Source organism: Flavobacterium myungsuense, assembly GCF_042677265.1.
GTDB lineage: Bacteria > Bacteroidota > Bacteroidia > Flavobacteriales > Flavobacteriaceae > Flavobacterium > Flavobacterium myungsuense.
In genome coordinates this window covers 48754-68383 of the sequence record NZ_JBHTIZ010000023.1, presented here as the reverse complement: position 1 = coordinate 68383, position 19630 = coordinate 48754, and the positions used below count along the sequence as shown (strand labels likewise).

Genomic DNA, 19630 nt, shown 5'->3' with positions numbered 1-19630 from the left:
TTTTTTATTTATTGTTCTTGCTGCTGTTTCATTTTTTCAATCAAATTTTGTTGAAAATCTTTCATGCCATCTTCTCCAATTACGGTATAAAAATAAATAGTAATTATTAAATATATGGAACTTAAAACAATTCCAATAATTGCTAAAATTTTACCAGTATTTAAATTAGCGTAGCCACTATACAATTCTGGGTTTTCATTATAAGTTGCACTATCTTTTTTAGCCAATACAATGGCTACAATTCCTAATATAAGGCCTATGATGCCATAACAACAGCAGGTTAGTATCGATGCAATTCCTAATATAAGTACTGCGGTTGCATTGGGTAATTTTTGTTTTTCCATTTCGATATTGTGTTTTAGAGGTGAATAATCATTTTGTAAATATAGGAAACTATCATTATGATAGCATTAACTATAGCCAGAAATATAATTGATTTATGATAGTTTCTACTTTTATCAATAAAATGCAAACCAAGAATTCCAAAAAACAATACAGTGGTATAAATAGCAGGAAACATATGAAAAGCTCCCGCAAAATCTCCCTTAAAAAGTAGTACTAAGGCTCTTTGAGTGCCACAACCCAAACATTCCACTCCAAAAAGCTTTTTGTTTACACAGGGAATCATAAATCTTTCTAGATCCAAAGTAATAGTATTTAGTTTACAATTTTACAAAAAAATATTCATTATCGATTAGTAAGTATATTATTTTAAAGTTTGTTACTTTTGGAATCTGATACCATTCAAATGAAAAAACTATTAATTCCAATAATGATTATTGCCATTACGATTGCTTTTTACGAGCAAAGTGGTGATGATAAAAATGTATATATAATGATTATTGCCGTGGTAGTATTCATGTTTGGTATGATGCGGTTAAGTGCTAAAACGCCTAGTAAGAATCAAGAAAAAAAGAATGACGATGTTTAATATAGGTGATAAGGTTTCCGTTTTAGACGAGGCAATTAATGGTGTTGTTTTATCGGTTAAAAATAATGAAATTGCAATAGAAACAGAGGATGGTTTTACCATGATTTTTTCACCTAAAGAACTTGTTAGAATTAACAATACCAGCGATTTAAACATAAAAACAGGAAGTTTTAATTTAAATGAAATAAAAAGAGAAAAAGAAATCCCAAAACCCAGAAGTTTTGTAAAAGAAAAGAAAACTAAAGGCGAAATACCTCCGCCAGAATTCGATTTACATATCGAAAAATTAGTAACCAATTTTAGAGGAATGAGCAACTATGATATTCTTACATTACAATCAGAAACGGCAAAAAGACATATCGAATTTGCTATTAGAAATAGGATTCCTAAAATTGTTTTTATTCACGGAGTAGGTGAAGGTGTACTAAAGGCAGAGCTCGATTTTTTACTAGGTCGCTATGAGAACATAGTTTTTCAAGAAGCCAATTATCAAAAATACGGTTTAGGTGCCACTGAGGTGTATATCAAACAAAATGTAAAATAGTTAGTTTGCAAGTAAAAGTTCTCCAAACAGCATATCGTCACCATAATAAAAAGAACTGTTGCCTCTTTTAAAAGTTACTTTCTTTAAACGTATCATATGTAGTATTCCTCCTGAAGTCGTTGTGCTTACTTCGATGTCCCCACTAGTAGCTACCCATTCTTCTGAAAGAACTGGATTAGTTGGCGTAATATCTCCGCAAAAATAGTCAGGTTGTAAAGCTAATGTTGGTAACGAACCTCTGTACAATCTATAAACGAGTTTGTTAGTTGTAGCTGATATGGGTTGAGTAATTGTACCGATATTATTTTGAATTAAATTAGAATCTACATCTTCTATTACTAAACTTTCCGTTCCATTATTTCTAGCATTAAAGATTTTAGTTCTAGAGGTACATTGTTTCACAAGTTTTGGATCAAAAGAAAATGGTAACGCTGTAGCATTCGTTTCGTAGGTTCCAAAAGTAAAAGTATCGTACTTTTGTTCATTGCCGTCACTTTTAGAAAAAACAATATTCTTATAAACAATAAAATGGCTGTATCCCGAAATTTTTTTCTGCCCCGTTTCTGCATTAGTAGCTGAATAATTTGCTTTTGTAGTAACTTGTATGGTTCCAGATTTTGCTATCCACTCACTGGTAGCAGCTGGGGTTATTGGTCCAGCTATTTCGCAAATATTATCTTTAGAAACTTTGCCATTATACGAACGGTATTTTACAGTTACTTCACCTTCAATTAGTATTTCTCTGGGTTTGCCTTCAAGAGTTTCATCATTTACGAAAGCATTTTCTGATGCAGGTATATTCATAAATAAGGCTTCAGTATCCTTTAATTTATAAATTATTTCTCCGCAAGGACTTGCAGTAACATCTTCAAAATTAATAATATCAACAGTCAATTTGCCGTCATCGCAGCCATTTAGAAGTACAATAAAAACCAACAACCCCAATAATCTTTTCATCGTAATATAATTTAGCACAAAAATAGTATTTTAATTTGCAATCCCAATCAATTTGTATTTCATAAATTAAGCTAAAAATTTATAACTTTGCTGTAATGAAAAAAGTATACCTCGATAACGCTTCAACTACTAAAATCCGTAAGGAAGTCATTCAAGAAATGACTACAATTTTAGCAGATGATTACGGAAACCCCTCTTCAACGCATAGTTTAGGTCGAAATGCAAAAAGTATTTTAGAGCTTTCTAGAAAATCTATTGCCAAGCAGCTCAATTGTACTTCGCAAGAAATTATATTTACTTCGTGCGGAACAGAATCTAACAATTGGATTTTGCGTTCAGCAGTTAAGGATCTAAGAGTAAAACGAATCATAACTAGTAAAATTGAGCATCATGCTGTTTTACACGTTGTTCAAGCCTTGCAAAACGAATACAATATACAGGTCGATTATGTTTCAATTAAACCAAATGGAGAAATTGATTTTAATGATTTAGTAGAATTGCTTTCACAAGAAATTAAAACCTTAGTGAGTTTGATGCACGTAAATAATGAAATAGGTACGGTCTTAGATTTAAATAAAGTAGGACGCATTTGCAAACAAAATAATGCGCTTTTTCATTCAGATACGGTGCAATCTGTTGGTAAAACCGAAATTGATTTACAATCAATTCCTGTAGATTTTATTGTGGCAAGTGCCCATAAATTTCACGGACCTAAAGGAATTGGTTTTGCTTTTGTTAGAAGAAAATCAGGATTGCGGCCTTTATTTTATGGTGGCGAACAAGAAAAAGGATTGCGTCCAGGAACTGAAGGGGTACATCAAATAGCAGGAATGGCTTTGGCTTTAGAACTCTCTTACGCAAATTTAGAATCGGATAGAAAACATATTTCTGACTTGAGATTCTATTTAATCAATCAACTCGAATTAACATTCCCCGAGTATAAAATCAATGGAAGTCAAGACGGTTTTTATACGATTTTGAATGTCATGTTGCCTTTTTCAGAAGATAAAACGGCTATGATATTGTTTCATTTAGATATGAAAGGGATAGCTATTTCTAGAGGAAGTGCTTGTCAATCAGGAAGTATAAGTCCTTCACATGTTTTAGACGAAATTTTATCTAAAGAAGACTCAATTAAACCCAGCTTACGAATTTCGTTTAGTCACTACAATACAAAAGAGGATATCGATTATTTAATTGAAAGTTTGAAAATTTTAGCATAAAAAAATCCGATTTGAAATTTCCAAATCGGATTTTTTATACTTCTTACTTCGTACCTCTATCCTCGTACTTACAAATGAATTACTTCTCCATAAGCATCGGCAACGGCTTCCATCACTGCTTCACTCATAGTTGGATGTGGATGAATTGTTTTTAAGATATCATGTCCGGTAGTTTCAAGTTTACGTGCTACTACTGCTTCTGCAATCATATCAGTAACTCCAGCACCTATCATATGACAACCTAACCATTCGCCATATTTAGCATCGAAAATTACTTTTACAAAACCATCAGGAGTTCCTGATGCTTTTGCTTTTCCTGAAGCTGAGAATGGGAATTTTCCAATTTTAAGTTCGTATCCTTTTTCTTTTGCCTGTTTTTCAGTCAAACCTACTGAAGCAATTTCTGGCGTAGCATAAGTACAACCAGGTACATTTCCGTAATCAATTGGTTCTACGTGTAAACCTGCAATTTTTTCCACACAATTTATTCCTTCTGCTGATGCTACGTGAGCTAAAGCCTGACCAGGAGTAACATCTCCAATAGCATAATAACCCGGAATGTTGGTTTGAGAATAGGCATTTACCAAAATTTTGTCTTTGTCAGTAGCAATACCAACTTCTTCTAGACCTATATTTTCGATATTGGTTTTAATTCCAACAGCTGAAAGTAAAATATCAGCCTCTAAAACTTCTTCTCCTTTTGCTGTTTTCACAAATGCTTTTACTCCTGAACCTGAAGTATCAATTCGTTCTACAGAGGATGAAGTCATAATTTTTACACCCGCTTTTTTCATAGATCTTTCAAATTGTTTCGAAATATCTTCATCTTCAACTGGTACTACATTTGGCATAAATTCAACTATAGTAACATCTGTTCCCATGGCGTTATAAAAATGAGCAAATTCGACTCCAATAGCTCCTGAACCTACAATAATCATCGATTTAGGTTGAGAGGGTAAAGTCATAGCTTGGCGATAGCCTATTACTTTTACACCATCTTGTGGCAAGTTTGGCAATTCACGAGAACGCGCGCCTGTAGCAATAATGATATGATCGGCACTGTATTCTGTTACTGTTCCGTCAGCTGTTTTTACATCTATTTTTTTACCTGGTTTTATTTTTCCAAAACCAATGATTACATCAATCTTATTTTTCTTCATTAAGAATTGAACTCCTTTGCTCATATCGCCAGCTACATTTCTGGAACGATTTACAACTGCATTAAAATCTTTATCGAAAGCAGTAACTGTCAAACCGTAATCAGCAGCATGTTTTAGATAATCAAAAACTTGTGCCGATTTTAATAAGGCTTTAGTTGGAATACATCCCCAGTTTAAACAAACGCCACCTAAACTTTCTTTTTCAATAACGGCTACTTTAAAGCCTAATTGAGAGGCGCGAATTGCTGTAACATATCCGCCAGGACCACTTCCTAAAACTATAATATCGTATTTCATTTTGTGCTTATTTATTTGTTATTTGTACAAAATGCAGTCGGCAAAGCCTCGTGTCATTTCAATGTTTTTTTATTTATTTTTTAATTGTGAAATGCAGTCGCAAAAGCTCATGCTATTGTTCTATTTTTTTCTTAATAATTTTCAGTTAGCGAAATTAAGGAATATTTATGTAATTGCGAATTGTGAATTAAGAATTGTTTTCAACTAAAAACTGTGAGTTATACAAATTCTTATAAAAACCTCCTTCAATGTTTAGTAGTTCATGATGTGTACCTTGTTCGACTATTAATCCTTTATCCATAACCACAATTTTATCAGCATTGACAATTGTTGCTAGTCGATGTGCAATAACAATCGAGGTTCTTCCTGTTGTGATTTTTTCGGTAGCTTGTTGAATTAACTCTTCAGAATACGTATCAATTGATGAGGTTGCTTCATCTAATATTAAAATACTTGGATTACTTACATAGGCTCGTAAAAAAGCAATTAATTGTCGTTGACCTGATGAAAGCATAACGCCTCGTTCTTTTACATTATAATCATAACCTTCAGGTAAACTCATTATAAACTCATGAACTCCAATTTTTTTTGCGGCTTGAATCACTTGTTCTCTTGAAATTTCAGGATTGTTTAATGTAATGTTGTTTAAAATGGTATCGGCAAACAAGAATACATCTTGTAAAACAACAGCTATTTGTTTTCTAATGGAACTCAGACTATACTCATTAATGTTATGACCATCAATAAAAATAGCTCCTTTGCTAATTTCATAAAAACGATTCAGTAAATTAATTATTGTCGATTTTCCGGCCCCTGTTGATCCTACTATTGCAATAGTTTGCCCTGCTTTTACATCTAAATTAATTCCTTTTATGACTTCTTCATTTTTGATGTAACTGAAGTGAACGTCATTGAACTGAATATTACCTTTAAATAGTGGCGCTTCAATCATTCCCGTATCTTGAATTTGATCTTTGGTGTCTAAAATATCAAAAACACGATTAGCAGCTATCATTCCCATTTGCATTTCGTTGAATTTATCGGCTATCTGGCGCAACGGATTGAATAACATTCCTATGAACATGGTATAGGAAAATAAATCGCCAAAAGTGGTAAAATGGTCTCCGTTTAAAATTTTTATTCCCCCATAAAGAACTATAAAACCTAAAGTAAGTGACGTAATTATATCGGCAATCGGAAAGAAAATAGAGTTGTATAAAATTGTTTTTATCCAAGCTTTGTTATGCTTATTGTTTATTTCACTAAACTTTTCAGCTTCGATATCTTCCCGATTAAAAAGTTGCACAATCTTCATTCCAGTAACTCGTTCTTGAACAAAGGTGTTCATATTGGCAATTTGGTTTCTTACCTCTTCAAAAGCTACTTGCATTTTCTTTTGAAAAATCCTTGTAATAAAAACTAGAATTGGCATCGCAATGATAACAATCCAAGTTAATTTCCAATTCATAATAAACATGAAGATAAGCACTACCAGCATTTTCATTAAATCGCTAATAATCATGAACAACCCTTGACTGAATATCCTAGCAATGGCTTCAATGTCTGAAACAGAACGAGTAACCAGTTGACCTACGGGAGCGTTATCATAATATTTCATTCTAAAGCTCATCATGTGTTTGAAGAGTTTTATTCGAATGTCTTTAACGATGTCTTGTCCTAACCAGTTTGCCCAAAAAACAAAATAAAACTGAGAAAAAACTTCTAATAATAATACAACTCCCATGATGCTTACATAAAAAAGCAACCCTTTAGGATCATGAGTTTTAATGTACTCGTCTACGGTTTGTTTCAACAAATAGGGGCGTAGCGCTGCAAAAACAGAAAGGGAAACGGCAAAAAGGATTACACCATTAAACCGCCATTGATAGGGTTTGGTATATTCCAAGATTCGTTTAAATATTTTAGTATCGAATACTTTTGCTTTCATTATTTTTTTAGGAGCTTAATCCAGCTTTACGTTGCAATCTTTTTGTTTTTGGCAGCAAAAACAAAAAGGATTTTCACTGCAATCTGGGCTAGTTTTTTTTAAATGTCAATAACAATATCAATAACAATATCAATAACAATATCAATATCAATGACAATATGAATGACAATATCAATGAGAATCTCTATTTTCTATACTATTTATTCTATTTTCTATTTTCTGTTCTTTACAAATAATCATATTCAATTTTTGTTAAATACAATCCATGAGCAGGTACTGAAAATCCAGCTTCGCTTCTGCTTTTACTTTCTATTATAGCATTAAATTCAGTTAATGTTATTTGATGCAAGCCTACTTTAATCAAAGTTCCAACAATTGCTCTAACCATATTTCTAAGAAATCGGTTTGCCGATATAGTAAAGACGTATTGATTATTCTCTTTTTGCCAAAAGGCTTCAAAAATTTTACAATTAAAAGTGTTGACCTCCGTGTTTACTTTCGAAAAACATTGAAAATCTTCATGTTCTAATAAAATTTTAGCAGCTTCATTCATTAAACTGACATCTAACTCTTTTTTATAATACCAACTCTGTTGCTCTAGAAAAGCATTTTTAAATGAATGAATATGATACTCGTAAGTTCTTTTAGTAGCATCAAAACGGGCATGTGCCTCATTATTTACTCGAATAATATCAAATATAGCAATGTCGCTAGGTAAATAGGAATTGAGTTGGTGAATAGTTTTTAATGAATCGATTGTCATTTCTAAATCAAAATGAGCAAACATTTCTTTAGCGTGAACACCAGTATCGGTGCGTCCTGCTCCCATCAAACTAATTTCAGAATGTAATATTATAGAGAGCGCTTTGCCAAGAGTCTCTTGAACAGAATGTGCATTAGGCTGACTTTGCCAACCGTGATAGTTTGTTCCGTTATAAGAAAATTTGATAAAGTAGCGCAAGAAAATCTTTTTTTTGATTAGGCAAAGATACTTATTAATGTATGATTTTTGTATTGTGAAAATACAACATATTGTTAATTTGAATTTGGAATTGTATTGATTAATTTTACAGCCAAACCCAATTATCGTTCGATGAAATGAGCATGACTGAAAATTGGTTGCAAACAGCAATGATGATATGCGAATTACATATGACAGATAAAAAACAATAAATATCAACATATGAAAAAAATCCTACTACTTTCAGATACACACAGCCATATTGATGATACTATTTTGAAATATGTTGATCAAGCAGATGAGGTATGGCATGCAGGGGACATTGGCGATTTAATGGTTACCGATTCAATAAAAAAACAAAAAAAATTACGTGCCGTTTATGGGAATATTGATGATGATAAAGCCCGATTGGAGTTTCCGTTGCACAATAGATTTATGTGCGAAGGAGTTGATGTTTGGATCACTCATATTGGAGGCTATCCTGGAAAATACAACCCTAACATTAAGACTGAAATAACTACAAATCCGCCAAAATTATTTATTTGTGGTCATTCTCATATTTTAAAAGTAATGTTCGATAAAAAAAATAATTTCCTGCACATGAATCCCGGTGCAGCTGGAAAAAGCGGTTTTCATCAAGTACGAACCATGCTCCGATTTGTCATTGATGGCGAAAAAATAAAAGATTTAGAGATTATAGAAATAGAGAAAAAGGTTTAATTTTTTTCTTTAATAGGTACTTTTAAAGTTACAAGTGTACCTTTATCTACAATTGAATTTATAGAAAATTTTCCATTCATACTAGAAATTCTGGCTCTAATTTGGGTTAATCCAAATCCTTCATTTGATATAGATTTGGTTGTTTTAAATCCTTTTCCGTTGTCTTCTATAATAATTATTAGTTCTCTGTATTTTTCTTCGATAGTAATTACAGCTTTACTTGCACTGCTGTGTTTTAGAATATTATTAAATAATTCCGAAATAATATGATATAACTTTGTTTCAAAATCTTCATTGTATATTTGTTTTAAATCAACAGCAATTGTATGTTTAAATTCAATCAAAGTATTAGTATTCTTATCACATAAATCTTGAATAGCGTGAAATAATCCAAATTTAGCAAGTAATGATGGGGATAGTTCGTGTGACAAATTTCTAATTTCGTCATGAACTTCTTTTAGGATTTCTTTTGTTTTTTTTATTTCTTCGGAATCAATTTTAGTAATAGCTGAAAAAGCAGATAGTTGTAATCCAGCTGAAGATAATTTTGAACTTATACTATCATGTAAAAGACTGGCTATTTTTTTTCGCTCAATTTCTTTACCGTCAAAAGTAGCGTTAATAACATTGAGCTGTAGTTTACTTCTTATTTTATTGAGTTTGTTTTTTTGTTTTAGTTTAGCATTTTGAAAGAAAAAGTAAAGCAAAATACCAAAGATTGTTAACAGAGCAATAATGATTAAAAATAGCCTTTGATTTTTAGCTGCATTTTCTTTAAGCTGTTGTTGCTTTTGCTTATAGCTATTTTCTACTCTCTTAATTTGTCTTTTTGATTCTTCGAGTTCTAGATTTAAGTGTGCAATATTGGTCTTAATTAGAATCTCCTCATTAATGAGTTCATCATTAATTTTCGAGTATAATTCTAAATATTCATATGCTTTTTTATGATTGCCTATCTTCATTAAGAATTTTGAATATTCTAGGTAAACATAGGATAAATCAGACTTATTATCGTATTTAAGTCCAAACTTTAGTGCATTTTCAAAATAGGTATTGGCTTCTTTATTTTTATTAATATGACTATAATAAATACCGTTTAGCATATTTAAACCAACAATATTTGAAGAATTTCCGAATTTTTTTTGAAACTTGTTTGCAAAATTTAAATAAGGCAATCCTTTTTTGTATAATTTATTATCAAAACAGGCCCAAATGATATTGATTGTAGTAAAATAAATTTGAGAGGAATCCTTAATTTTGGTACTTAATGCTATCGATTTTTTGTAGTGGTTAAATCCTCTTTCAAATTGTTTCTTATCAAAGCAATAGATATTTCCTAAATTGTTGTTAAGCTTATTTTTAAGATCGTCATTATTCGTTTTATCAGCATAAAATAAACTTTTGTTATAATAAAATAATGCCTTTTCAGGATAATTCAATTCATCAAGATTTGCAGCAATAGTATTGTAACAGGTAGCAATTAAATCATTATCATTAATTGCCTTACATTGTGTTAGGGCATATCTAGATTTAATTAACGACTGGTCGTATTTTCCAGATTTCATTAAAAGAGTGCATTCTTTAACTAATTGAGCAATTTCTTTTTTTGAAAGTATTTTTTGTTGCGCAAACGCAATAAAACTAAAATGAATTAGTAATACTGAAACAACTATATAGATTCGCTTTTGCAACATTAATTATTTTTACTTCATAAATATATAGACATATTAAAATAAATCAATAATTTCTTGTATTATTTTTCTGTTTTGATGAATGCATACCTTTAAAAATGAATCAAATTATTTTTAATGGCATACTTTACTAAACCTATAGAACTTTTTACATTCAATTTTTTCAATAAATTTTTCCGATGTGTTTCAACTGTATTAGTACTAATAAACAATTTTTCGCTTATCATTTTACCGCTATATTCTAAAGCAATAAGTTTTATAATTACAAGTTCTCGATCTGTTAAATAAATGGGTGGAAGTAGTCCTGATTGATCTTCTTTTTTATTGTTTTGGGAAAACGAAGCTAAAATTTTCTCCTGCATGATATTGCAAAAATATTCTTGTCCATTATGCACTTCAGTTAATGCTTCTATGATGCTATCACCTACACTTTGCTTTGTTAAATACCCACGCGCGCCTAATTTTATAACTTCCTTAACTAATTTTAAATCATCGTAACTAGAGAGAACAATAACTTTAAAGGGTGTTTTGGTAATTGATAATTCTTTTAAAACTGCTATTCCATCTTTCTCAGGCATGTTAATATCCATTACAAGAATGTCAGCTTCAGCCCTTTCAACTTGTTCTATTAGCTGCATTCCGTTTAGCGAAAAGCCTACTACTTCAAAATTATCGTTCGTTTTTATAACGGCTTTCATCCCTTCAATTAGCATTTGATGGTCGTCTGCGAGATAAACTTTAATTTTTTCAGCCATTGTAAAAATTCATTTCAACAAACTTAACTTAAATTATGTAGGAATCATATCACTAAATTTAGTGATATTTCAAAAAAAAACCCGAACATTTACGTTCAGGTTTTTCTTCGCACTAATAAACTAAGTTTATAGGTTTATCTCAATCTATCCACAGATTTTACGAGATCTTCGTCCTTTTTGATAGCTTTGTTGGCCAAAACTAAAAAAACGATAGAAATAATAGGTAGAAACATCCCAATACCTTTCTCAGAAACAACAATTGTTTCTCCAGATACATTTAGCGAACGATATACAAATAATCCTAATAAAATTAAATTTAATATGATATTCAATCTGCCGATAACAAATTGATGTTGTCTTTTTTTGTAAAACAAGATACTTAATAACGATAAAGAAGTACTTAAACCAAACAATGCCACATAACCTTGATTTACCATAAAAAAGAATTCTTTGCCATTACTTAAAGTCCATAAAGGAAAAAAAAATGGCAAAACCCCTGTAATGACTAGAGCAAGTATTAGATAAACTGTTTGTATTCTTTGAATCATAAAATTGATTTTCGTTCACAAAAATATATTTTCTTTTTTATAAATACTATTGTATGATAAAATTTTATTCGTATTATTGCAAAACAAAATCGTAAGTACTTCATTTTACGAACAATTCCAAGAATAAAAATACACTACACATTTTACATCGTATACCAAATCAATTAAATTCAAATAACATTCATGTTTGATATTTCTGTATTAAAAGAAATGAAGCTTGCTGAGCTTCAAGATATAGCTAAATTAGCTAAAACAATAAAGATTGCTGGCGTTAAAAAAGAAGCTTTAATAGATTTGATAATAAAACATCAAAACACTAGTGAGTCATCTGAAACTACAGTTAATAATTCTCAAGAAATTATAGACAACAAACCTAAAAGAGCAAGAATTACACCAGAAAAAAAGCCAGCAATTCAAAATAAAAAAACAGCTACTCTTTTTTCTAAAATTGATGAACCAATTACTGAAATTATTCCAATAGTTGAAGAAAATGTAGTTGCTCAAGAAGCCCCACCAGTTGTAGCTAATGCGCCTAAAATTGTAAAATTTAAAAAATCTGATTACGAAAAAAAGATTGCAATAAAGGCCGAAAAAGCATTGCCTAAAGATGAAAGCACTACTGTTGAGGAAGAAAATAAAGTATTAGTTGCTGAGGAAAATGCAGAAACAAAATTTCCTGAAAAGAAAATAAATCCCAATCAATTGCATAAGCAAAATCAAAATGGTAATGGGAATCAGAATTCGAATAACGGAAATCCAAATTTTAAAAATAAGAAGAATAATTTTAGAGATTCCGATTTTGAATTTGATGGAATTATAGAAAGTGAAGGTGTACTCGAAATGATGCCTGATGGATATGGTTTTCTACGTTCGTCGGATTATAATTATTTAGCTTCTCCTGATGATATTTATTTATCTACTTCTCAGATAAGATTATTTGGATTGAAAACCGGAGACACAGTAAAAGGAGTAGTACGTCCACCAAAGGAAGGTGAGAAATTTTTCCCATTGGTTCGTGTTTTAAAAATAAACGGACATGATCCTCAAGTAGTTCGAGATAGAGTTTCGTTCGAACATTTAACACCAGTTTTTCCAACAGAAAAGTTCAGATTGGCTGAAAAGGGGAGTTCCATTTCAACTCGTATTATCGATTTGTTTTCGCCAATAGGAAAAGGACAACGTGGTATGATCGTTGCTCAACCTAAAACCGGTAAGACAATGTTGCTTAAAGATATTGCTAATGCAATTGCAGCAAATCATCCTGAGGTATATTTAATTGTTTTACTTATTGATGAGCGTCCTGAAGAGGTTACTGATATGCAACGTTCTGTTCGTGGTGAGGTGATTGCATCCACTTTTGATAGAGAGCCACAGGAACACGTAAAAATCGCGAATATCGTTTTAGAAAAAGCAAAACGATTGGTAGAATGTGGGCACGATGTTGTTATTTTATTAGACTCTATTACTCGTTTAGCAAGAGCCTATAATACGGTACAGCCTGCCTCTGGAAAGGTTTTGAGTGGGGGAGTAGATGCTAATGCTTTACAAAAACCAAAACGCTTTTTTGGTGCAGCCAGAAATGTAGAAAACGGTGGGTCATTGAGTATTATTGCTACTGCATTAACTGAAACAGGATCTAAAATGGACGAAGTAATTTTTGAAGAATTTAAAGGAACTGGAAATATGGAGCTGCAATTGGATAGAAAAATTGCAAACAAACGTATTTTCCCGGCTATCGATTTAACATCATCAAGCACAAGAAGAGATGACTTGCTTCTAGACGAAAAAACATTGCAACGCATGTGGATTATGAGAAAATACTTATCAGATATGAATCCTGTTGAAGCTATGGATTTCATCAACGAGCGATTTAAGAAAACAAGAAATAACGAAGAATTCTTGATATCAATGAATGATTAATCAATAAAATACTAATTGTAATTAAAAAAACTCCGATGTACTTTTTTACATCGGAGTTTTTTGTTGTTTAAGTTTGCGATTGAAATTTAATTGACAATTACTTTTTTCGTAATAGATTGATTATTGGCAGTCAATTTCAGAAAGTAAAATCCTTGAGTTACATTTTCTAAGGAGTAGGTATTATTTTGCAATTTCGGTTTCTTGAAGTATTGAATTAATTGACCGTTAATGTTTGTTAAACTGATTTCATCAACAACTGTTTCAGTTTGAATGTCTACTCTGTTATTTTTTGTAGGATTTGGATAAATTATAACAGACGATAATAAATTAAAATCAGTAGTAGATAAGAATACTCCTGGCCAGCGATTTTCAGCTTTTGTTCCGCCCCAAATGAGAGTTGCCAAATACGGATTGTCTATAAATGGATTTCTATTGCCTTGACCATAAAAACTACTTACATTTCCTAAATACGTATTTCTGTTATCTTCAAACTGCGAAACAGGATCTTCAGCATTCCAATCTAAAAATAAATCAATCATGGCAGGATCATTTGCAACAGGTTTTCCAACGCCAACATTTTCTGGTAAACATTGATCTCCGTAGCGCAAATACATATACATCATCATTCTTGCAATATCACCTTTCCATTCATCTCCGGGATACCAGTCTGAACCAAATGTCCCTGAATTTCCTGAACCTACACCAAATTTTTTATTTCCTCTATCTGCATTTCTTTCTACATCCGATGGTCGTAAATGGTGTACATCTGCTCCTGCATCAAAATCGCCTAAATTAGGACTTCCCAATGATTTTGCAAAAGTATGCTCTCTATTCCATTGACAAGAATTTACTCCATCGAAATTTTTATTTCGTCTACGGTCATCATTTTCATTTGTAGTTTCAGGAGAATTTTCTGCTGTACAAACAGAAGGTCCAAAACCGTATACTAATAATAAGTTTGTTTTAGTAGCATCGTCTGGATCTAAATCGGTAAATCGAATTGCATTTTCTGCTTGAGCATAAGTCAGAATATAGGTATGGGTTTCGGTAATTTTTTTTGCTAATGCTTGTTTTAATGCTAATCCAGTTTGATTAAAATTAAATCCGTTATAGTATGGGGTAGCGGGTGCTCCAGCTTGAGAGTATGCAAAATTAATGCAAAGTAGTAGAATAGGTATAATTAGTTTTTTCATTCGACAAATTTCAGTTTTAACAAAAGTATTTTATTTCGGTTTAATTATGGCAATTGTTCATTGATAACAAAAAAATGTCCACTATTTATGAAGACAACTTTAATAGTTAAAATATTTGATAATTAATTTACAATTACCTTTTTTGTTATGGAAAGACCTCTAGAAGTTAATTTTAAAAAGTAAAATCCTTGAATTAGGTTATCCATTTTATACAAATTATTTTGTAAAACAGGGTTCTTTATTTGTTGTATCAATTGACCGTTTATAGTAATTAGTTCAATAGTATCAAGGCTACTCTCTGATTGAATATTTAAAGCACGACTATTAGTAGGATTTGGAAAGACAGAAACTTTAGATGCCATTTCATAAGTACTTGTTCCTAGAGGTGAACCCCATATTTTTGCAACATAAGAATTATTATCGATATATGGATTCCTGTTTTTTTGTCGCGAATAAATAGCATTATTTCGTCTTACTTCTCTAGAACTAACAGGATCTTGAGCATTCCAAGTGAGTAATATATTTTTAAATGTATCTGTAAAAACTTGGGTAGAAGTGTTATTAAACATTGTAAAGTTATAACCAGATACAACATCTTCATATCTGGTAGCAAAGTATAATAAACATCTTGCAACATCTCCTTTAAATTCGTCAATTGGCTCAAAAACGGTCCCTACATAACCTGCAGAATAGCCAGAATTTAAATTAGACCCTCTTTTCGAACCATTCATTGAAGTCCAATTAGCAACATTAACTTTACCAAAAGGCAAGTCACCTCTCTGAGCATTTACATGTTTGTCAGAAGGTAAAACAAAATGGGCGTCAGAGTACATTGGAGTTGCAGATGCAAATACTGATTGAGGAATTAAATGTTCCCTGTTGTATCTTTCACATTCATTATTTCCTAAAGTTCCATCGTCCCTTCCGCCACCAGTATCATAAGTAAATTGGCATTCAGAGCCTATTGGTTTTTCTGTATAAATATCTAGTACAGAACCATCATTTTCATAAAATAAATCAATATCAGATGTAGTATAAGTATTGTACAATCCTTGATAGGTTTGATCTAAATAATTTTTAGTAATAATCGTAGCAAGTTGAGTTTTTAAAGCATATCCAGTGCCAGTAGCTGTATTGTAATATCCAGCTGGCGGTTGGGCGACTGCTATAAAAACAAAAAGGAGTAGAAAAAAAGAAAAATTATTTTTCATAGTAAAATTTAATAACAATTTAATGTAGATTGTTTTAAGGAAACAAATTTAGCTTATATTCTTAAATAAAAATCATTGTTTACAGTATAAAAATAATTTTTATTTAAATTTAACAAATGTAATTGTAGAAAAAACAATTTTATATGTTGTTTTTTGTAATTTATGTTTTTAAAAAATTAATCGATTTTTCGTTCCAATAGTGCCATATAAAATCCATCAAATCCAGATTCGGAAGCGAGGATTTTTGCATCTTTTATAAAATTAAAACTTTTACCAATATCAGTTGTTAGGAATTTTTTTACTTGTTCTTGATTTTCAGACGGTAACACTGAACATGTGGCATATACTAATTTTCCGCCAGGTTTTACTATTTTAGAATAGCTTTCTAGAACTTCGGCTTGTACTTTCCTTATATTATCAATAAATTCAGGTTTTAATTTCCATTTTGCATCAGGATTTCTTTTTAAAACTCCTAAACCACTACAGGGTGCATCAATCAAAACTCTATCTGCCTTTTCGTGTAATTTTTTAATGACTTTTGTAGTATCAATAATTCGGTACTCTATATTAAAAGCTCCGTTTCTTTTGGCTCTTAGTTTAAGTTGCTTCAATTTACTTTCATATAAATCCATTGCAATCAATTGTCCTTTGTTTTCCATTAAGGAAGCAATGTGCAATGTTTTTCCTCCAGCACCAGCGCAAGTATCTACTACCCGCATACCCGGTTTTACATCTAGAAAATGCGCCACCAATTGTGAATTGGCATCTTGTACTTCGAACAAACCTTCTTTAAATGCATCTGTTAAAAATACGTTAGCTCTTTCTTTTAGAACTAATGCATCTGGTTGGTTTTTTAAAAACTCCGTTTCAATGTTCAAATCCATTAAAATGGCATGTAATTTTTCTTTTGTAGTTTTTAAGGTATTGACTCTCAAAATTACTTTAGCGGGTTGGTTTTGAGCTGCAATTTCTGTAGCCCAAATTTTTTCTCCTAATTCTTTTATCCCTAATTCATCCATCCAATCCGGAATAGATTCTTTTAAAGATCTAATTTTAGAAAGTTCGTCAAAGCGTCCCTTTATTTTTCGTTCAGGAGTCCCTTCTAATTGTCTCCAATCAGGTATTGGATAACCTCTCAAAACAGCCCAAACCGAAAACATTCTCCAAAGATTGTCTCTATCAAAAGGTTCTTTAACTTCTGCAATTTCTGCGTATAATCTTTTCCAACGAACAATTTCGTAGATAGTTTCGGCAACAAATTTTCTGTCTGAACTTCCCCAACGCTTGTCTTTTTTTAAAGCTCTGGCTACTACTTTATCAGCATATTCACCTTCATTAAATATTGCATTAAGTGAATCAATGGTAGTATAAACTAAATTTCTGTGTAATCTCATTTTAATTATTTGAGCTGCAAAGGTACTATTTAAAGACGAATTTTACCCGTTAATATTTGTTGCTTTTGATTCAAAAAAAATACTGCTCAAAGCAGTATTTTTAGAATTTATTTTATTCGAGTTAAATATATTTTTTCTGGTGGATGCAATACTAAAGGGAATTGCTCAATTTTTACGGAACTACTATCTAAACCAAATGCATTTCCTTCAGATAAACTGAATTTTTTAATAAAGAAATAGGTATTCATAATTAACTTTTCATGCCACAACATGTCACTGTCATTAGACAAGAACTTTTCAGACAATACAAATTTAAAATCACCAAGAATATTATTTTTATTAAGCGATTCATAACGACTGGTAACATCTACTTCTCCATTTTTCACCATGTCTTTCAAAACTTCTTTAAACATTAAATTGATTTTTGTAGGTTCTCTAAATCCTAAATTAAAATCTACTCTAAAAATGTCATCTTTTATAATTTCAGTAACTTTATATTCTTTTTTATAAGGTTCGTTTAAGATGTTCACATGTACAAACCAATAAAGATCGGCTCTTTTAGGTCTTTTTTGTAATATGGAGTACATTACCTTTTCTTCTATTTCATCTGTTCGGCTTGCATTAGTCATGTAAACTAAATGGGTTGCGTATTTTGGAATAGACAAGTCAACACTTAGCTCAGCCATTACTTTTTTATAGTCATCAATTTTAACAAACTTGGTGTAATTTTTACTAATTTGTTTTGCCATATACCAAGTTGACATAAGTAGAATTAGTACAATTGCAATAATTAAGGTTACATAACCACCTTCTGCAAATTTTGTAACATTTGCATACAAAAAAGAGAATTCTATAACTACATAAATGGCTATAAGCGGCATAATAAAATACAGTTTTACTCTTTTTAATATTAAATAATAATTGAGTAATATAGTAGTCATAATCATACATAAAATAATAGCTAGGCCATAGGCATGCTCCATATTACTTGATTCTTCAAAATGCAAAACAATTCCTACACAACCTAAAAATAAAAGCCAGTTTATGGAGGGTATATACAATTGTCCTTTTAGTTCAGTAGGATACTTTATTTTTACTTTTGGCCAAAAATTCAATCGCATCGCTTCGTTTATTAATGTAAATGAACCACTAATTAAAGCTTGAGAAGCAATTACTGCTGCTAAAGTTGCAATTACAATTCCAATGGGCTGAAACCATGTTGCCATTGATAAATAAAACGGGTTTGCATTAGAACCTCCTAAACTTCTAAGAGTTTCTCCTTCATGCTTCATTAAAAAAGCGGCTTGACCAAAATAGTTTAGAATAAGAGTAGTTTTTACAAATATCCAACTAATTCTAATGTTTTTTCGACCGCAATGCCCCATATCTGAGTAAAGTGCTTCAGCACCTGTAGTACATAGAAAAACAAATCCCAAAACAAAAAAACCTTCAGGATTTACTCCTTTATCAGCCATTAATAAGTGGTAGGCGTAATATGGATTTACTGCTTTTAGTACTTCTAAATTGCCCGAAATTTGTATTATACCTATTATGGCTAACATAGAGAACCATAGTAGCATTACTGGCGCAAAAAACTTTCCGACAAGTTTTGTTCCAAATTGTTGTATGGTAAACAAAACAAATAAAATACCAATAACTATAGGGATAGTATTTATTTCAGGATAAAAATTTCTAATTCCTTCAACTGCTGAGGATACAGATATTGGAGGTGTAATTATTCCATCAGCAAGTAAAGCACTTCCTCCGATGATTGCAGGAATAATTAGCCATTTTATTTTTGTCCGTTTTACTAGTGCATATAATGCAAAAATCCCACCCTCACCATGATTGTCTGCACTTAAAGTAATTAGTACATACTTAATGGTCGTTTGTAAGGTTAAAGTCCAAAAAACTAAAGAAATTCCTCCAAGAACTAGGTCGTAATTAATAGCATTGTCTAATCCAAGTATTGCCTTCATTACATATAAAGGCGATGTACCAATGTCACCATAAATAATTCCTAAAGAGATTAATAAACCACCTAAAGTTAATTTACTGTGAAGGTTTTGATGTTGAGAACTCATAATTATTATTTGTAAAAGGATACAAAATTACTATTATAATATTAATTATTTTAAAATAATATAAAATAAATCCTAATCTCAAATAATAAAATA

Annotated in this window: 18 protein-coding genes; 5 read left to right on the top strand and 13 right to left on the bottom strand. The window is 31.2% G+C overall.

Annotation, left to right across the window (positions count from 1 at the left end):
- Positions 1-8: 8 nt before the first annotated feature.
- Positions 9-344, bottom strand: coding sequence for a CCC motif membrane protein (locus tag ACFQ0S_RS08740; RefSeq protein ID WP_379756078.1), 336 nt, complete (start codon positions 342-344; stop codon positions 9-11).
- A 14-nt stretch (positions 345-358) separates the two neighbouring features.
- Positions 359-628, bottom strand: a complete 270-nt coding sequence (locus tag ACFQ0S_RS08735; protein ID WP_379756081.1) for a DUF2752 domain-containing protein — start codon at positions 626-628, stop codon at positions 359-361.
- 120 nt (positions 629-748) lie between these two features.
- On the opposite strand from ACFQ0S_RS08735, the gene ACFQ0S_RS08730 reads away from it, so the two are divergent.
- Together ACFQ0S_RS08730 and ACFQ0S_RS08725 are read left to right on the top strand one after the other, a co-directional pair.
- Positions 749-931, top strand: a complete 183-nt coding sequence (locus tag ACFQ0S_RS08730) for a hypothetical protein (RefSeq protein WP_379756084.1) — start codon at positions 749-751, stop codon at positions 929-931.
- On the top strand, positions 924-1475 hold the full coding sequence (locus ACFQ0S_RS08725) for a Smr/MutS family protein (RefSeq protein ID WP_379756087.1): 552 nt from the start codon (positions 924-926) through the stop codon (positions 1473-1475). Before ACFQ0S_RS08730 ends, ACFQ0S_RS08725 begins: the two co-directional genes overlap by 8 nt.
- Here ACFQ0S_RS08725 and ACFQ0S_RS08720 read toward each other — a convergent pair whose 3' ends face one another.
- Positions 1476-2432, bottom strand: a complete 957-nt coding sequence (locus tag ACFQ0S_RS08720; RefSeq protein WP_379756090.1) for a hypothetical protein — start codon at positions 2430-2432, stop codon at positions 1476-1478.
- A 95-nt stretch (positions 2433-2527) separates the two neighbouring features.
- Between ACFQ0S_RS08720 and ACFQ0S_RS08715 the strand changes: the two genes are divergently transcribed.
- Positions 2528-3655: a cysteine desulfurase family protein gene (locus tag ACFQ0S_RS08715; protein ID WP_379756093.1), complete on the top strand. Its 1128-nt coding sequence runs from the start codon at positions 2528-2530 to the stop codon at positions 3653-3655.
- Between the two features lie 68 nt (positions 3656-3723).
- Here ACFQ0S_RS08715 and lpdA read toward each other — a convergent pair whose 3' ends face one another.
- The 3 genes from lpdA to truA all read right to left on the bottom strand — a co-directional run bounded on the left by lpdA (position 3724) and on the right by truA (position 8021).
- Positions 3724-5112 (bottom strand): dihydrolipoyl dehydrogenase, encoded by a 1389-nt coding sequence (lpdA, locus tag ACFQ0S_RS08710; protein WP_379756096.1) that lies wholly within the window; start codon positions 5110-5112, stop codon positions 3724-3726.
- Between the two features lie 187 nt (positions 5113-5299).
- Complete coding sequence (locus ACFQ0S_RS08705) at positions 5300-7060, bottom strand: ABC transporter ATP-binding protein (RefSeq protein WP_379756099.1); 1761 nt, start codon at positions 7058-7060, stop codon at positions 5300-5302.
- A gap of 226 nt (positions 7061-7286) precedes the next feature.
- Complete coding sequence (gene truA / locus ACFQ0S_RS08700; RefSeq protein WP_379756102.1) at positions 7287-8021, bottom strand: tRNA pseudouridine(38-40) synthase TruA; 735 nt, start codon at positions 8019-8021, stop codon at positions 7287-7289.
- A 222-nt stretch (positions 8022-8243) separates the two neighbouring features.
- Between truA and ACFQ0S_RS08695 the strand changes: the two genes are divergently transcribed.
- Positions 8244-8741 (top strand): metallophosphoesterase family protein, encoded by a 498-nt coding sequence (locus ACFQ0S_RS08695; protein ID WP_379756105.1) that lies wholly within the window; start codon positions 8244-8246, stop codon positions 8739-8741.
- Here ACFQ0S_RS08695 and ACFQ0S_RS08690 read toward each other — a convergent pair.
- From ACFQ0S_RS08690 to ACFQ0S_RS08680, 3 genes are all read right to left on the bottom strand, one after another.
- A complete protein-coding gene (locus ACFQ0S_RS08690; RefSeq protein WP_379756108.1) occupies positions 8738-10435 on the bottom strand; it encodes a tetratricopeptide repeat-containing sensor histidine kinase in 1698 nt (565 codons plus the stop codon). The genes ACFQ0S_RS08695 and ACFQ0S_RS08690 overlap by 4 nt on opposite strands.
- An 89-nt stretch (positions 10436-10524) precedes the next feature.
- On the bottom strand, positions 10525-11187 hold the full coding sequence (locus ACFQ0S_RS08685; protein WP_379756111.1) for a response regulator: 663 nt from the start codon (positions 11185-11187) through the stop codon (positions 10525-10527).
- Positions 11188-11321: 134 nt separating this feature from the next.
- Positions 11322-11735: a DUF4293 domain-containing protein gene (locus ACFQ0S_RS08680; RefSeq protein WP_379756114.1), complete on the bottom strand. Its 414-nt coding sequence runs from the start codon at positions 11733-11735 to the stop codon at positions 11322-11324.
- Positions 11736-11918: 183 nt separating this feature from the next.
- Here ACFQ0S_RS08680 and rho point away from each other — a divergent pair, with 183 nt between their 5' ends.
- A complete protein-coding gene (gene rho / locus ACFQ0S_RS08675) occupies positions 11919-13655 on the top strand; it encodes a transcription termination factor Rho (RefSeq protein WP_379756117.1) in 1737 nt (578 codons plus the stop codon).
- Positions 13656-13741: 86 nt separating this feature from the next.
- Here rho and ACFQ0S_RS08670 read toward each other — a convergent pair whose 3' ends face one another.
- From ACFQ0S_RS08670 to ACFQ0S_RS08655, 4 genes are all read right to left on the bottom strand, one after another.
- Entirely contained in the window at positions 13742-14848 is a 1107-nt protein-coding gene (locus ACFQ0S_RS08670; RefSeq protein WP_379756120.1) for an endonuclease, read from the bottom strand.
- A 122-nt stretch (positions 14849-14970) separates the two neighbouring features.
- A complete protein-coding gene (locus ACFQ0S_RS08665; RefSeq protein WP_379756123.1) occupies positions 14971-16059 on the bottom strand; it encodes an endonuclease in 1089 nt (362 codons plus the stop codon).
- A 176-nt stretch (positions 16060-16235) separates the two neighbouring features.
- Positions 16236-17453: an RsmB/NOP family class I SAM-dependent RNA methyltransferase gene (locus ACFQ0S_RS08660; protein ID WP_379756126.1), complete on the bottom strand. Its 1218-nt coding sequence runs from the start codon at positions 17451-17453 to the stop codon at positions 16236-16238.
- Between the two features lie 107 nt (positions 17454-17560).
- Positions 17561-19537 carry a KUP/HAK/KT family potassium transporter gene (locus tag ACFQ0S_RS08655; protein WP_379756129.1) on the bottom strand — a complete coding sequence of 659 codons (1977 nt, stop codon included), beginning with the start codon at positions 19535-19537 and terminating at the stop codon, positions 17561-17563.
- Positions 19538-19630 lie beyond the last annotated feature (93 nt).

Bases quoted from the DNA above. Each gene is read 5' to 3' on its own strand.
- ACFQ0S_RS08685 (WP_379756111.1), bottom strand. From the start codon at position 11,187: ATGGCTGAAAAAATTAAAGTTTATCTCGCAGACGACCATCAAATGCTA.
- ACFQ0S_RS08705 (WP_379756099.1), bottom strand. From the start codon at position 7,060: ATGAAAGCAAAAGTATTCGATACTAAAATATTTAAACGAATCTTGGAA.
- ACFQ0S_RS08655 (WP_379756129.1), bottom strand. From the start codon at position 19,537: ATGAGTTCTCAACATCAAAACCTTCACAGTAAATTAACTTTAGGTGGT.
- ACFQ0S_RS08735 (WP_379756081.1), bottom strand. From the start codon at position 628: ATGATTCCCTGTGTAAACAAAAAGCTTTTTGGAGTGGAATGTTTGGGT.
- ACFQ0S_RS08660 (WP_379756126.1), bottom strand. From the start codon at position 17,453: ATGAGATTACACAGAAATTTAGTTTATACTACCATTGATTCACTTAAT.
- ACFQ0S_RS08670 (WP_379756120.1), bottom strand. From the start codon at position 14,848: ATGAAAAAACTAATTATACCTATTCTACTACTTTGCATTAATTTTGCA.
- ACFQ0S_RS08715 (WP_379756093.1), top strand. From the start codon at position 2,528: ATGAAAAAAGTATACCTCGATAACGCTTCAACTACTAAAATCCGTAAG.
- ACFQ0S_RS08690 (WP_379756108.1), bottom strand. From the start codon at position 10,435: ATGTTGCAAAAGCGAATCTATATAGTTGTTTCAGTATTACTAATTCAT.
- ACFQ0S_RS08665 (WP_379756123.1), bottom strand. From the start codon at position 16,059: ATGAAAAATAATTTTTCTTTTTTTCTACTCCTTTTTGTTTTTATAGCA.
- lpdA (WP_379756096.1), bottom strand. From the start codon at position 5,112: ATGAAATACGATATTATAGTTTTAGGAAGTGGTCCTGGCGGATATGTT.
- rho (WP_379756117.1), top strand. From the start codon at position 11,919: ATGTTTGATATTTCTGTATTAAAAGAAATGAAGCTTGCTGAGCTTCAA.
- ACFQ0S_RS08725 (WP_379756087.1), top strand. From the start codon at position 924: ATGTTTAATATAGGTGATAAGGTTTCCGTTTTAGACGAGGCAATTAAT.
- ACFQ0S_RS08720 (WP_379756090.1), bottom strand. From the start codon at position 2,432: ATGAAAAGATTATTGGGGTTGTTGGTTTTTATTGTACTTCTAAATGGC.
- ACFQ0S_RS08680 (WP_379756114.1), bottom strand. From the start codon at position 11,735: ATGATTCAAAGAATACAAACAGTTTATCTAATACTTGCTCTAGTCATT.
- ACFQ0S_RS08730 (WP_379756084.1), top strand. From the start codon at position 749: ATGAAAAAACTATTAATTCCAATAATGATTATTGCCATTACGATTGCT.
- ACFQ0S_RS08740 (WP_379756078.1), bottom strand. From the start codon at position 344: ATGGAAAAACAAAAATTACCCAATGCAACCGCAGTACTTATATTAGGA.
- ACFQ0S_RS08695 (WP_379756105.1), top strand. From the start codon at position 8,244: ATGAAAAAAATCCTACTACTTTCAGATACACACAGCCATATTGATGAT.